Source organism: Bradyrhizobium sp. CCBAU 53415 (genome assembly GCF_028128735.1).
Classification (GTDB): domain Bacteria; phylum Pseudomonadota; class Alphaproteobacteria; order Rhizobiales; family Xanthobacteraceae; genus Bradyrhizobium.
In genome coordinates this window covers 379,354-392,436 of sequence record NZ_LBJF01000023.1, presented here as the reverse complement: position 1 = coordinate 392,436, position 13,083 = coordinate 379,354, and the positions used below count along the sequence as shown (strand labels likewise).

Below are 13,083 nucleotides of genomic sequence, written 5' to 3'. Positions count from 1 at the left end.
TTTGCGACGTGAAGCGGCCGCGCAAGCGCGGCTCGACCGTCGCGGTTATCGACATCGGCTCCAACTCGGTCCGTCTCGTCGTCTACGAGGGACTGTCGCGGAGCCTGATCCCGATCTTCAACGAGAAGACGCTGTGCGGCCTCGGGCGCGAGGTGCAGAGCACGGGTCTGCTCGCGCCCGACGCCGTCGACAAGGCGCTGACCTCGCTGAAGCGCTTCCGCGCATTGTGCCGCGTGATGCAGGTCGGGCGCGTGTTCGCGATCGCGACCGCGGCCTGCCGCGACGCTTCCAACGGCGCCGACTTCATCGCCAAGGCCGAGCGGATCTGCGCGGTGAAGATCGAGATCCTGTCGGGTCCGCGCGAGGCCCGGCTGTCGGCACTCGGCGTGATCTCCGGCATCCACCTTCCCGACGGCATCGTCGGTGACCTCGGCGGCGGCTCGCTCGAGCTGATCGACGTGCGCAAGAACGCCGTACGCAGCGGCGTGACGCTGCCGCTCGGCGGCCTCGCGCTCCAGGATCTCGCGCACAAATCGCTCAAGCGGGCCGATCGCATCGTGCGCGAGGAGCTCGACGAGGTGCCGCAGCTCACCGCAGGCCGTGGCCGCGCCTTCTATGCCGTCGGCGGCACCTGGCGCGCGCTCGCGCGCATCCACATCATCCAGAGCGGCTACCCGCTCCAGGTGATGCACGGCTATTCGATTTCGGCCGCCGAGGCGCTCGACTTCTCGCGCCGTCTCCGGCGCCTCGCTGCCGCCGACATGCTCGCCGACATCGAGATCGTCGCCGACGCGCGCCGCCCTCTCCTCACCTATGCAGCGCTGGTGCTCGAGCACATCATCCGCGTTGCAAAACCGAGGAACATCGTGTTCTCGACCTTCGGCGTGCGCGAGGGCCTCCTGCACGAGAAGCTGGCGGAGACCGAACGCAACAAGGACGGGCTGATCTGCGCGGCCGAGGAGCTGAACCAGCTGCTGTCACGCTCGGCGAAACACGCCCGCGAGCTGATCGCATGGACCGACCGCCTCGCGCGCGTCGTGAAGCTGCGCGAAAGCGACGAGGACCGCCGCTTGCGCCACACCGCATGCCTGCTGTCCGACATCGGCTGGCGCGTGCATCCCGACCATCGCGGCGAGCAGACGCTGAGCCTCGTCGTCAACGGCAATTTCGGCGCGATCACCCACACCGAGCGCGCCTTCGTCGGCCTGTCCGTGTTCTATCGCTATGCCGGCCTGAGCGAGGAAAACCAGCCGCCGGCCACCATGCAGGAGCTGCTGACGCCGGCGCAACTCGAACGCGCCCGCCTCCTGGGGGCAGCGTTCCGCGTCGCCCATCTGATCTCGGCAGCGCGACCGGGCGTCTTACCCGCCACGCATTTCCGCAGCCAGGGACGCAAATTGATGCTGGTGTTCGAACACCGGCTCGGCGACCTCGTCGCCGACCGAGTCGGCAGCCGCTTCCGTCAGCTCGCCCGCCTGATTGGCCGCGCCGGCTCGATCGTGCGGCGCTGACAGACAGCGACAGGGCCGGTTGGGTCTTCAACCAGCAGCAGCGATCCGATCGCGGCTGTCCTTTGGCGCGACGATGGCTTTCAGTCCGCCGAGTTCGGAGCCGGTGAGAACGAGCTGCCACCCATAGGCACTGAGCACGTCCTGAACGATCGCGAGGCCAAGGCCGGCACCTTCACCGCGCTCATCCAGCCTTACCCCGCGCTCGAGCACGCGGACGCGTTCTGCGGGCGCGATTCCCGCGCCGTCGTCCTCGACGGAGACCGCCGGATTCGCGGTGGCATCGGCGCCGATACGCACCCGGCTCTTGGCGTGACGGGCGGCATTTTCCAGGAGATTGCCCAGCACTTCGGCCAGATCGGTGCGATCGAGCGGCACGCTTGGTTCGCCCGTTATGCAGGTCTCGAATTTCAGCCGCTGCGCAGCGGGCGTGCGCGCCAGCGTAAGCATCAGGGACCGGACAAGCGGTCTGAGGGGCGTGGAAATACCGCCGCGCTGTCGTGCCGTCCCCCGCGCCCGGGCGCGTGCCAGCTCGCGGTCGACGTGACGGCTCATCGTTTCGCCGACGGCTTCGATTGCCTGGGCGACGTCCTGCTCGCCTCGCCGACGCAAGAGCGCGACATCGGCCGAGAGTGCGGCGAGCGGGGTCTTCAGCCCATGCGCCAAATCAGCGGCACGGCTGCGCGAACGCTCGATCTCGCGTTCCTGGGCGTCGATCAGGCTGTTCACCTCTTCCACCAGAGGCTTGACCTCGGCAGGGACATCGACGGGAAGATGCTTGCGTTGTCCGGAGCGGACGTCCGCGACGCCGCGGCGAAGTGCGTCGAGCGGACGCAGGCCCAGTCCGACCTGAATCGAGGTGGCCGCCGCGAGCACCAGCCCCAGCACGCCGAGCGCCAGCGCCAGCTCCCGGGCGAATTGCGAGGCGGCGGCCGACACGCGGGCGAGATCGGCCGCCACAGCCACCCGCACCGGCGCGCGGCGGTCGCCCACGGTGAGCAGCACCCGGCGTTCGCTGACCAGGAGCCGTGCGTTCGCGGGCCCAGGGATGACGTGATGGTGCAATTCGCGAGACGACGGCTCGTCCTGCGGCAGGTCCAGCGCCGTGTCCCACAGCGAACGTGAACGCAGCACCTGACCGCCGTCGTCCGATACCTGCCAGTACAGGCCCGAAAGTGGATCGGCAAAACGCGGATCGGCCGGTGGCCGGCCCACCACCAGCTTGCCCTGCGCATCGGCGTCGATTCCCGCGACGAGTTGCTTCAGATAGACGTCGAGGTCGTCGCCGATGGTGCGCGTGACGTGGCGCTCGAACAGCAGCGTCAACCCGGCGCCGGCAATCGTCAGCGCGATCAGGATTGCTACGAGTCCGCCGGCGACCAGTCGCAGCCGCAGCGAGCCCCAGCTCATGGCGTCGTCTCCGGTACCAGGTAGCCGAAGCCGCGCCTGGTCTCGATCAGATCGGAACCGAGCTTCCTGCGCACCCGGCCGACCAGCACTTCGAGCGCGTTCGATTCGTGCTCCTCGCCGTGGCCGTAGACGTTTTCGTCGAGCTCTTGCTGCGACACCACGCGGCCGCGATGGTGCAGGAGAAAGGCGATCAGGCGGTATTCCAGCGGCGACAGCGCGACGGGCACGCCGCGCAGCGTCACCTTCATCTGACGCTCGTCGAGCTCGACGTCGCCGGCGACAATCCGTGGGGAGGCATGGCCCGCCGAGCGACGCACGATCGAGCGCAGCCGCGCCAGCAACTCCTCCATGCGGAACGGCTTGGGCAGATAGTCGTCGGCGCCCGCGTCGATACCATCGACGCGCTCGGCCCAGCTGCCGCGCGCCGTCAGGATCAGCACCGGCATGGAACGTCCGTTCGCGCGCCAGCGCTTGAGTACCGCCAGACCGTCCATGCCGGGCAAGCCGAGATCGAGGACGACGGCGCCGTAGTCCTCGGTGTCACCGCGGAACCAGGCTTCCTCGCCGTTGCGGACGGTCTCGACCACATAGCCGGCCGCGCGCAGCGCCCGCTCCACATCGGCCGCGATCCGTCGGTCGTCCTCCACCAGCAGCAGGCGCATCACTTCTCCTTGATGCGTTCAATCTCGCCGCTGCGCGCATCCACGTACGCTTCGTAGAGGCGGCCCTTGTCGTCGACGACGCGAAACTCGTAGATCCAGCGGCCACGCTCGCGCTCTATCTCGACGCCGGCAATTTGGCCCGGCAGCTTGCCACGAAGGGACGCGAGGATGTCGGCGAGCGACTTGATCTCGCCCGCCTCGACTGCGCGGCGAACCGCTTCGGGCGCGCCTCTATCGTGGTCGCCTGCGGCCGCAGGCACCGGCGCGAGCAGGACGCCTGCCAGCAGCGGCACCGCGAGGAATTCCAGAAAACCGGGGGATCGCATTGGCAGAGAATGCCCCAATCAACCTGACAAATTGCTGACGTGGATCAACAGGCGCCGGTCAGGGCTCTTTTGCCAATGTCCGCGCATCGCCTCCCCGCATGACGCGGCGGGGGCCACACGCCGGAGCGAACCATGCGCAAGACCACCATCATCACCGCCACCGCCGCCTTGCTTGCAGTTGCCCCAACAGCTCATGCCGGCAGCCTCGGCCGCCCCTGCACCGCAGCGCCACAGACGAACTGGCTGCCGCTCGAACAACTGCGGGCCAGGATCGAAGCCCAAGGCTACAAGGTCCAGAAGGCCAAGCTCAAGAATGCCTGTGGCGAACTCTACACGATCGACAAGTCCGGCAGCCGGGTCGAATTGTTCGTCGATCCGACCAGCGGCCAGATCGTCGGTCAGCTGTAAGGGGCTGCACCATGAGCGCCATTCACGACACGACCGTAGCCGCCAGCGAGAAGCCGCCGGCCGCGGTCAAGGTCTGGGATCCTTTCGTGCGCGTGTTCCATTGGTCGCTGGCCGGGCTGTTTCTGCTCGCTTATGCGACCGGTGACGAGATGCAGAATGTCCATGTCGCCGCCGGCTACACGATTGCCGGGTTGGTTGCGCTACGGATCGTGTGGGGCTTCGTGGGACCGCGCCATGCGCGCTTCAGCGACTTCGTGCGTTCGCCACGCGCCGTGCTCGCCTACATGCGCGACGTGGCGATGCTCAGGGCACCGCGCCATCTCGGTCACAATCCCGCCGGCGGCGCCATGGTCGTGGCGCTGATCGTCACGCTGATCGGCACGTGCACGACCGGCTACATGATGACGACCGGCACCTTCTGGGGGGCGAAATGGGTGGAGGAGGTGCATGAGGCCTTCGCCAATCTCACGATCGGGCTCATCGTCGTCCATGTGCTTGGCGTCCTGGTGGCGAGCTTCGAGCATCGCGAGAGTCTGGTGAAGGCGATGATCACTGGAAGGAAGCGTCGATCGTGAGCGAGGGTGATTGGCCTGACTGCCGCCTTTCCAAAAGGCGCGAAGACAGCTTGGCCTCTACGGCTATGAAGCAATTAACCGAGATCAACCGAAACGCTCCACGAACGGCGAGCAGCCTTCCAGGATGGCTGGCCCGCTTGAGGCAAATCAACCCATCGACGCGCCGGTGGAGTAGTCGAAACCTGCAATCGATCAACGCTTCGCTCTCCTCCGGGTGGGGGTCATTCTTCATGCGAATCCGTCGCAGAACTCTCCCTCTCACCTCTTCCGGGGGCGTGCTCGCTCGTGCGCTCTTCGCCATTGCATTGAGCCTGCCGCCTTCCGTATCGATGGCGCAGGACGAGCTGAAGCTGAGCGATGCGCAGGCGCGGAATCTCGGAGTGCGGGTGACCCACCCAGTCGCGATCCGGACCGACCTGACGCTGCCATATCCCGTCCAGATCGTGATCCCCACGCCGCAAATGTGGGTCGTCAGCGCGCCGGTGGCCGGCATGGTCGCCACTCTCCTCGTCGGGCGCGGTGATCGCGCCTCGGCCGGCCAGCCGCTGGTCACGCTCGAAAGTCCAAGTTTCGTCTCCCAGCAGCGCGACTACCTGCACGCGATCGCCCAGGAGCATCTCGCCAGCCAGCAGCTGAAGCGGAACGTCGATCTGTTCGAGGGCAAGGCCGTGCCGCAGCGCGTGCTGGAGGCCAGCCAGGCCGAAGCGCGCCAGGCCGCTCTCGTGGTCGCCGAGCGGCGTCAGATGCTGCATCTGAGCGGGATGTCCGACGATGCCATCTCCCGGCTGGCCCAGGAAGCGGCGATCAGCGCAGCGCTCACGGTCAACGCGCCGCAAACCGCATCCGTCGTCGAGGTCACGGTATCGCCAGGGCAGCGGCTCGAACAATCCGCGCCCCTCGTCAAGCTGGCGCGGCTTTCGCCGCTATGGGCGGAAATCGCGGTTCCCGCAGCCAATATTCGAGCAATCCACACCGGCGCGAAGGTCGAGATCGAGGGCTATCCCACACCCGGCAAGGTCGTTCTGGTCTCCGAGACCATCGATCCTGCAACCCAGACCATTTTGGTTCGTGCGGAAATCCCCAACGACGGAGAGCTGCATCCCGGTCAGACCGCCGCTGCCCGCATCGGCTTTCTCTCCGCCGGCGAAAGCGCGTGGGAGATTCCCTACAGCGGGCTGGTGCGGCGGGGCGAACGGACCTCGGTGTTCGCCGCCATAGCCGGCGGCTTCCGGCTGGTCCCGGTCAAGCTGGTTGCGGAAGACCAGGACCATGTCGTCGTGTCCGGTCCCATCACGGACCAGGACGAGATCGCGATCGGCGGCATCTCGGCGCTTCGCGGCATTCTCTCGGGACTGGGGCAATAGATGCTCCGGCGCCTCGTCGCGTTCGCGCTTTCGCAGCGACTGTTCGTCCTGCTGAGCGTCTTGCTGCTGGTCGGCGCCGGCGCCATCCTGCTACCCGGCCTGCCGATCGACGCCTTTCCCGACGTCTCTCCGGTTCAGGTCAAGATCATCATGAAAGCGCCGGGCCTGACGCCCGAGGAGGTCGAGCAGCGCATCACGGTTCCCGTCGAGCTCGAACTGCTCGGATTGCCGAACAAGAAGATCCTTCGCTCGACCACGAAATATGCGCTGGCCGACATCACCGTCGATTTCGAGGACGGCACCGACATCTACTGGGCGCGCAACCAGGTTTCGGAGCGGCTATCGAACATCGCGCGTGATTTCCCCGACGGGGTCAGCGGAGGGCTGGCGCCGATCACGAGCCCGCTGGGCGAAATGTTCATGTTCACGATCGACAGTCCCGAGCTTTCGCTCGCCGAGCGCCGGACTTTGCTGGATTGGGTGATCCGCCCCGCCCTGCGGACGGTCCCCGGCGTTGCGGACGTCAATGCGCTCGGCGGTTACGTCCGCGCCTTCGAGATCGTGCCGCGCAACGATGCGCTTGCCGCGCGCGGCATTTCCTACGACGTGTTTCGCCGGGCCATCGAAGCCAACAGCCGGAACGACGGTGCCGGACGGGTGAACCAGGGCGAGGACAGCGCCCTGGTCCGGATCGAGGGGAGCATCCGCTCGGTGGAAGACATCAAGGCCATCGTGGTCGACACCCGCGAGGGCGTGCCGATCCTGGTCAACGACGTCGCGAGCGTCAAAGTCGGGACGCTGACCCGCTATGGCGCAGTCACGTCGGACGGCAGCGGCGAGACGGTCGAGGGGCTCGTCCTCGGCTTGCGCGGCGCCAACGCCGGTCAGCTCGTCCGCGACGTGCGCGCCCGGCTCGCCGAGCTGCAGCCGTCGCTGCCGAAGAGCGTCTCCATCAACGTGTTCTATGACCGCAGCCGCCTGGTCAACCGCGCGGTCGGCACCGTGGTGCGAGCGCTCGGCGAGGCCACCGCCCTCGTCATCGTCCTCCTGCTGCTTTTCCTCGGCAACTGGCGGGCCTCGCTGGTGATCGCTCTCAGCCTGCCGCTGGCCATCGTCATCGCATTGATCGTCATGCGCGTGGTCGGGATGTCGGCCAACCTCATGAGCCTCGGCGGACTTGCGATCGCGATCGGCATGTTGATCGACGCGCTGGTCGTCGTGGTCGAGAACATCGTCGGCAATCTCGGCAAGCACGAACCGGGCAGGACCGCTCCGCTGATCCATCTGGTGTACCGGTCGGTCTGCGAAGTCCTGGAGCCGGTGGCCTCGGGCGTCCTCATCATCATCATCGTGTTCATTCCCCTGCTGACGCTGCAGGGATTGGAGGGGAAGCTGTTCATCCCCGTCGCGCTCGCCATCATCTTCGCGCTCACCGGTTCACTGCTGCTGGCGCTCACCGTGATCCCGGTGATGACCTCCTATGTGCTCAAGTCTGGGTCGCATCGCGATCCCATGCTGGTCCGGGCGGCGCAACGGGTCTACGCGCCCGCGCTGGACTGGGCCCTGAAGAACGAGCGCAAGGTGATGGCTGCGGCGCTGATCGGCCTGGTCGCCGCGGGCTTCGCCTATACCAGGCTCGGCAAGACCTTCATGCCGACGATGGACGAAGGCGACGTCATCGTCAGCGTGGAGACGTTGCCTTCCGTCAATCTCGACGAGTCGCTCGCCATGAATGCGAGGCTCCAGAAGGCACTTCTGGCCGTGCCTGATATTGCCGGCATCGTCGCGCGGACCGGGTCGGACGAGCTCGGCCTCGATCCCATGGGCCCCAACCAGACCGACACGTTCCTCGTGCTCAAGCCCGCCGCCGAGAGGCAGACCGACAATCGCGAGGCCCTGCTGCAGAAGCTCCGCGAGGTCCTGACCGGCTTTCCGGGCATCTCGCTCAGCTTCACCCAACCCATCGACATGCGCGTGCAGGAGATGATCAGCGGCGTGCGTGGCGACGTCGCGGTCAAGATCTTCGGCCCCGACATCGCCAGGCTGAACGAAGCCGCGGCCAAGCTGTCGGCCATCCTCTCCAGCATCGACGGCGCCGAGGACGTCTACACCACGCTGAACGAAGGCGCTCAATACTACACGGTTGCGGTCAATCGCATGGAGGCCGGCCGCCTCGGCCTGACCGTGGATTCCATCGTCAACTCGCTCCGTGCCCAGATCGAGGGCCGAACCATCGGGACGGCGCTCGAGGAGGGACGGCGGACGCCGATTCTCGTCCGCGGCAGCGAGACGACGCGGGAGGCGCCGACGCTGCTGGCGAGCCTGCCGCTGACGCTCGCGTCCGGACAGCATGTCGCGCTGTCGCAGGTCGCGCGAATCCAGCGCGTGGACGGGCCGGTGAAGATCGACCGCGAAGACGGCGCGCGCATGAGCGTCGTTCGTGCCAACGTCCGCGGCCGCGACATGGTCGGCTTCGTCGAAGCGGCCCGCCAGAAGGTTGCAACCGAACTTCCGCTCCCGAACGGCTACCGGCTGACCTGGGGCGGGCAGTTCGAGAACCAGCAGCGCGCCGCCGCACGGCTGTCCATCGTGGTCCCGGTCGCGATCGGTCTCATCTTCCTGCTGCTCTTCACGACGTTCGGCGCCATGCGGCAGGCCTTGCTGGTGCTGGTCAACATTCCCTTCGCGCTGATCGGGGGCGTCTTCGCCCTGGTCCTGACGGGTGAGTACCTCTCGGTGCCCGCCTCGGTCGGATTCATCGCGCTGCTCGGCATCGCCGTGCTCAACGGCGTCGTTCTGGTGTCCTACTTCAACCAGCTCCGCGCCCATGGGCTGAGCGAGCATCGTATCGTCGTCGAAGGTGCCATGCGCAGGCTTCGGCCGGTGCTGATGACCGCGAGCATCACGGCGCTGGGCTTGATCCCGCTGCTGTTCGCATCCGGGCCAGGGTCCGAAGTGCAGCGACCGCTTGCGGTCGTCGTGATCGGAGGGCTGTTGTCCTCCACCCTCCTCACCTTGATTCTCCTGCCGATCCTGTATCGCCGCTATGGCGGAACGTCGAAGGGGGCGAAATGACCGACCAGCCTGTCTGTCTCACGCTGATTGTGCCGCGTCGTCTGCGCGAGGAGGTGTTCGACTATCTCACCGAACAGAACGACCTCGTTTCGGGATTCACGGCCTCGCAAGGATCCGGTCACGGCGCAGAGGTTCGATTGCAGACGGCCGCCGAACACGTGAAGGGCCACGCCGATCAGACCGCCGTGCAGATGATCCTGGCGGGGAAGGACGCAAGCAGCCTGCTCGACCGTTTGCGGGTTTCATTTGCCGGAACCAGGCTCGTCTATTGGACCATGCCCGTGACGGAATTCGGGACGATCGATTGAAACCACCTCAAAAGTCTGTCGACATCGACAGGAGCAAGGTTCGTGGCGCGCCTTGCGCCACCGCCGAGAAACTCGCCACGCCGGCCCAGTAATTGGTGTCGAACACGTTCTGGACCAGGGCCCGGAACGTGACAGGCCGGTTGTTGATCCGCGTATTGTAGCGCGCGCCCAGGTCGAGCCTGGTCCAGGCCGGAACAACCTGTGTGTTTGCCCGATTTAGATATTGGTGCCCGGTATAGATGGTGTTGGCGACCAGCGTCAGCCCGGGAGCGAACGGGGTGTCCCATTCGGCGGACAGATTGGCCTGCACCTCCGGCACTCCGATCGGCGTCTTGCCTAGCTCGAACAACGTGCTCGTCTTGGTCAACTCAGCGTCGATCAACGTCACGCCGCCGAGGACGCGAATGCCCGGCTGCACTTCTCCGAACACGGTGAACTCCACGCCGCGATTGCGCTGCTCGGCGTCGGCCCGGAACAGATTGCCGGCCCCCAGCTGTCCCGACGGCTTGGTGATCTCGAACAGGCTGACCGTGGTTGCGAGCGGGCCGAAGTCGACCTTGACGCCTGCTTCCTTCTGCTTACTGAAATACGGCGCAAGGACCTCGCCTTGATTGGCCGCCGTGTTCGGAGCGGTATCGCCCTTGCTGAGCCCTTCGATGTAGTTGGCGTACAACGAAACGTTGCTCCAGGGCTTGACGACCACGCCGACCATCGGCGTGTATGCCGTCTGGTCGTAGGCGGAGGTCACGGCTCCCGTGGTGGTGTTGTAGTTGTTCGACTTGACGCCCTGTTGCCTGACGCCGAGGGTCAGCTGAAGGCGCTCCTGGAAAACCGACATGGTGTCGGCCAGCGCAAGGCCGGTCAGCTCGGTGTCCGACAGCTTCGGCACGGTCGCGGGAGCCGGAACGAGCTGCTGGGGACGAGCGATCGGCGCATAGATGTTGGACAGCACCGGCGTGCCGTTCACCGAGCCGCGCGAAACCTCGTCCATGTAATAGCTGCCCTGGAAGGTCACGGCGTGACTGATCGCTGCGGTGTCGAACCGGGCGCGAAGGCCGGCGTCGGCCACGTTCCTGTCGATGTCGAATTTGAACCGCCCCGGGGTCGACGTGGTGTTGCCCGCCGCGTTCAGGATCGTCGGCGTCCCGAACAGACGATCGACCTGGGTCCTGCCGCCACCGGCGTCGGCGAACACCGTCACGGAGTCGGTCACGTCGTATTCGGCACGCGCCAGCAGCGAATTGTCGTGAACCTTGGCCCACTCCCAGGCCTGCGTGACGTTGCGCCGCCCGACCGGCGCGGTCGGGACGGCGACGCCCGTTGCGACCAGGAACGGCCTCGTGGGCGCGTCGAACTTTTCTTCCTGATCGATGAAGTCGAGCGAAGCTCTGAATTTCTCGCCACGATAGTCGAACGCTGCGGAGCCGACATGCGCCTCCCGCGTCTGATTATCCAGCGGTGTATCGCCATTGTGATAGCTGCCGTTGACGCGGATGCCGAATTCGCGGTTCTCGCCGAACCGTCGGCTCACATCGACATGGGTGCCGACCTGGGATCTCGTCGCATAGTCGGTCGTGACCCGCGTGAGGTCGACGTCCCCTGCACGCTTCGGCACGATGTTGATGGTGCCGCCGACGCTGCTGTTCGGCGCCATGCCGTAAAGCAGCGCCGTCGGGCCTTTGATGATTTCGATGCGCTCGACGTAGTCGGTGAACACGCGGTAGTTCGGCGCAACCCCATAGACGCCGTTGAAGGCAATCTCTCCGACATTGCCCTCGCCGATCGGAAAGCCGCGGATGAAGAAGGAGTCGAGGATGCCGCCGGTCTGGCCGGTGAAGCGCACCGATGAATCGTTGCTGACGACGTCGGCGACCGTGACGGCCTGTTGATCTTCGATCTTCTTCGCCGTGTAGCTCGTGATGTTGAACGGCGTATCCATGAAATCCTTGTTGCCGAGCAGGCCGACCTGTCCGCCGCGGGCCACCTGCCCGCCTAGGTAGGGCGGCGGGAGCGCTCCGGGCCTCGCAGCATTGGGGGTCGCTTCCGCCTGCATCCTGGCCCGCTCATTCGCGGGCGCGGTTTGACGGCCCGCCCTTCGGCCGGGATTGGATCGTGGACGTCCGCGCGGCTTTGGCGCATCTGCGGTGACGGTTACCGGCGGCAACGTAGCCCCCTGCTCCGTCCCCGTCGCAGCGCTTTGCGCATTGGCGTCGTGCAGGAGGCCGTCGCTGAACAAGGCGATGGAGACCACGGAGGCCACGGAGGCCACGAATGCCGTAGGGCTGGAGAACCTCGGAAGCGCTTTGACGGTGGACGCCAGAATAGCAATGGGACGGCAAATGACTCTCGACGGCATCTCGCAGCAGCTTCCGGTTCGTTAGGATGAATACCGGAGCGACGTGCCGCGGGAACCGTCATTGAGTCAATGAAAGTTCTTTTATTTTCAATGGTTTAGAATAAGACAAGATCTAAATATGGGGAGAAGCGCTACGCCACGACGCTGACCGATGCCGCTTTGCATCGGTCGATTGCAGCGGGTTCGGCGCAGGCACCGGCGGCCGTCGAAGTTACTTCGCCGAGGCCTTGGCGTGGTGCTCGGACGATTCGAGCGCGGCCTGGGTCATGCTGCGCCGGCGCCAGATCGAGCCGACCGCCAGCACGACCGCAACGCCGAGCACGGCGCAGAGATATTCGCCGCCTCCGCCGCCATGGCCGAACTGCGGCGGGATGCGCAGCGCGCCGAGCACGCTGTCCAGCGAGGTGCCGAGCGGACCGTCGAGCAGCGCGTGCAGCCGCGGCGCGACGCCGGGATCAGTTGCGATCACCTCGCCCGCGATCCAGCCGAGCAGCGCCGCGCCGGCCCAGACCAGGACCGGCAGCTTTGCGAGCAGCGCCATGATCAGCGCGGCGCCGGCGACGATCAGCGGAACGCTGATGGCGAGGCCGAGGATCAACAGCGGCGCGCTGCCATTGGCCGCGGCGGCGACCGCAATGACGTTGTCGAGACTCATGACGATGTCGGCGACCACGACGATCTGGATCGCGTGCCACAAATGCACGCCCGACTCGACGTCGTCCTCGCCCTCGTTTTCCGGCACCAGCAGCTTGGCCGCGATGACGATCAGGGCGAGACCTCCGGCCAGCTTGAGGTAGGGCAGCCCCATCAGGCTGGCGACGATGCCGGTGAAGATGATCCGCAGCATCACCGCTGCGCCGGCACCGAAGATCATGCCCCAAAGCCGGTGCCGCGGCGAGAGACCGCGGCAGGCCAGCGCGATCACGAGCGCGTTGTCGCCGGAGAGCAGGATGTTGATCCAGATGATCTTGCCGACCGCGATCCAGAAGGTCGGTTCGGCCATCTCATTGCGAAACTGGGTGAAGAATGCCCCGATCGTAGCGGGATCGAAGATCTGCCAGAGCCAGCTCACAATACGTCCTTTCGCCCCG

General features: G+C 66.1%; 11 protein-coding genes. 6 read left to right on the top strand and 5 right to left on the bottom strand.

The window, feature by feature from the left end; all coding sequences use genetic code 11:
* The first annotated feature begins 8 nt into the window (after window positions 1-8).
* Window positions 9-1,511, top strand: coding sequence for an exopolyphosphatase (gene ppx / locus XH87_RS17715; RefSeq protein ID WP_035715407.1), 1,503 nt, complete (start codon window positions 9-11; stop codon window positions 1,509-1,511).
* Between the two features lie 27 nt (window positions 1,512-1,538).
* On the opposite strand, the gene XH87_RS17710 is transcribed toward ppx, so the two are convergent.
* From XH87_RS17710 to XH87_RS17700, 3 genes are read right to left on the bottom strand one after another with little or no spacing between them, the layout of a single operon-like run.
* The gene (locus tag XH87_RS17710) at window positions 1,539-2,918 is read right to left on the bottom strand and encodes a sensor histidine kinase (protein ID WP_271588262.1); all 1,380 of its coding nucleotides are present in this window, start codon (window positions 2,916-2,918) and stop codon (window positions 1,539-1,541) included.
* Entirely contained in the window at window positions 2,915-3,580 is a 666-nt protein-coding gene (locus tag XH87_RS17705) for a response regulator transcription factor (protein ID WP_158668266.1), read from the bottom strand. Before XH87_RS17705 ends, XH87_RS17710 begins: the two co-directional genes overlap by 4 nt.
* The gene (locus XH87_RS17700) at window positions 3,580-3,867 is read right to left on the bottom strand and encodes a PepSY domain-containing protein (protein ID WP_271588344.1); all 288 of its coding nucleotides are present in this window, start codon (window positions 3,865-3,867) and stop codon (window positions 3,580-3,582) included. The genes XH87_RS17705 and XH87_RS17700 overlap by 1 nt, the downstream gene beginning before the upstream one ends.
* A 171-nt stretch (window positions 3,868-4,038) precedes the next feature.
* On the opposite strand from XH87_RS17700, the gene XH87_RS17695 reads away from it, so the two are divergent.
* The 5 genes from XH87_RS17695 (at window position 4,039) to XH87_RS17675 (ending at window position 9,636) form a co-directional block, all read left to right on the top strand.
* Window positions 4,039-4,314 carry a PepSY domain-containing protein gene (locus XH87_RS17695; RefSeq protein WP_271588261.1) on the top strand — a complete coding sequence of 92 codons (276 nt, stop codon included), beginning with the start codon at window positions 4,039-4,041 and terminating at the stop codon, window positions 4,312-4,314.
* Between the two features lie 11 nt (window positions 4,315-4,325).
* Window positions 4,326-4,889, top strand: coding sequence for a cytochrome b/b6 domain-containing protein (locus XH87_RS17690; protein WP_271588260.1), 564 nt, complete (start codon window positions 4,326-4,328; stop codon window positions 4,887-4,889).
* Window positions 4,890-5,119: 230 nt separating this feature from the next.
* Complete coding sequence (locus XH87_RS17685; RefSeq protein ID WP_271588259.1) at window positions 5,120-6,253, top strand: efflux RND transporter periplasmic adaptor subunit; 1,134 nt, start codon at window positions 5,120-5,122, stop codon at window positions 6,251-6,253.
* Window positions 6,254-9,328 carry an efflux RND transporter permease subunit gene (locus tag XH87_RS17680; protein WP_271588258.1) on the top strand — a complete coding sequence of 1,025 codons (3,075 nt, stop codon included), beginning with the start codon at window positions 6,254-6,256 and terminating at the stop codon, window positions 9,326-9,328. It begins immediately after the preceding gene.
* Window positions 9,325-9,636 (top strand): DUF3240 family protein, encoded by a 312-nt coding sequence (locus tag XH87_RS17675; RefSeq protein ID WP_158668270.1) that lies wholly within the window; start codon window positions 9,325-9,327, stop codon window positions 9,634-9,636. The genes XH87_RS17680 and XH87_RS17675 overlap by 4 nt, the downstream gene beginning before the upstream one ends.
* Window positions 9,637-9,643: 7 nt before the next feature.
* On the opposite strand, the gene XH87_RS17670 is transcribed toward XH87_RS17675, so the two are convergent.
* Both XH87_RS17670 and XH87_RS17665 read right to left on the bottom strand, forming a co-directional pair.
* Window positions 9,644-11,689, bottom strand: coding sequence for a TonB-dependent receptor (locus XH87_RS17670; protein WP_442868281.1), 2,046 nt, complete (start codon window positions 11,687-11,689; stop codon window positions 9,644-9,646).
* A gap of 514 nt (window positions 11,690-12,203) precedes the next feature.
* The gene (locus XH87_RS17665) at window positions 12,204-13,064 is read right to left on the bottom strand and encodes a TerC family protein (RefSeq protein ID WP_271588256.1); all 861 of its coding nucleotides are present in this window, start codon (window positions 13,062-13,064) and stop codon (window positions 12,204-12,206) included.
* Window positions 13,065-13,083 lie beyond the last annotated feature (19 nt).

Excerpts from the sequence above, each read along its gene's own strand:
- XH87_RS17710 (WP_271588262.1), bottom strand. The coding sequence starts at position 2,918 with ATGAGCTGGGGCTCGCTGCGGCTGCGACTGGTCGCCGGCGGACTCGTA.
- XH87_RS17705 (WP_158668266.1), bottom strand. The coding sequence starts at position 3,580 with ATGCGCCTGCTGCTGGTGGAGGACGACCGACGGATCGCGGCCGATGTG.
- XH87_RS17695 (WP_271588261.1), top strand. The coding sequence starts at position 4,039 with ATGCGCAAGACCACCATCATCACCGCCACCGCCGCCTTGCTTGCAGTT.
- XH87_RS17690 (WP_271588260.1), top strand. The coding sequence starts at position 4,326 with ATGAGCGCCATTCACGACACGACCGTAGCCGCCAGCGAGAAGCCGCCG.
- XH87_RS17685 (WP_271588259.1), top strand. The coding sequence starts at position 5,120 with ATGCGAATCCGTCGCAGAACTCTCCCTCTCACCTCTTCCGGGGGCGTG.
- XH87_RS17680 (WP_271588258.1), top strand. The coding sequence starts at position 6,254 with ATGCTCCGGCGCCTCGTCGCGTTCGCGCTTTCGCAGCGACTGTTCGTC.
- XH87_RS17675 (WP_158668270.1), top strand. The coding sequence starts at position 9,325 with ATGACCGACCAGCCTGTCTGTCTCACGCTGATTGTGCCGCGTCGTCTG.
- XH87_RS17670 (WP_442868281.1), bottom strand. The coding sequence starts at position 11,689 with ATGCAGGCGGAAGCGACCCCCAATGCTGCGAGGCCCGGAGCGCTCCCG.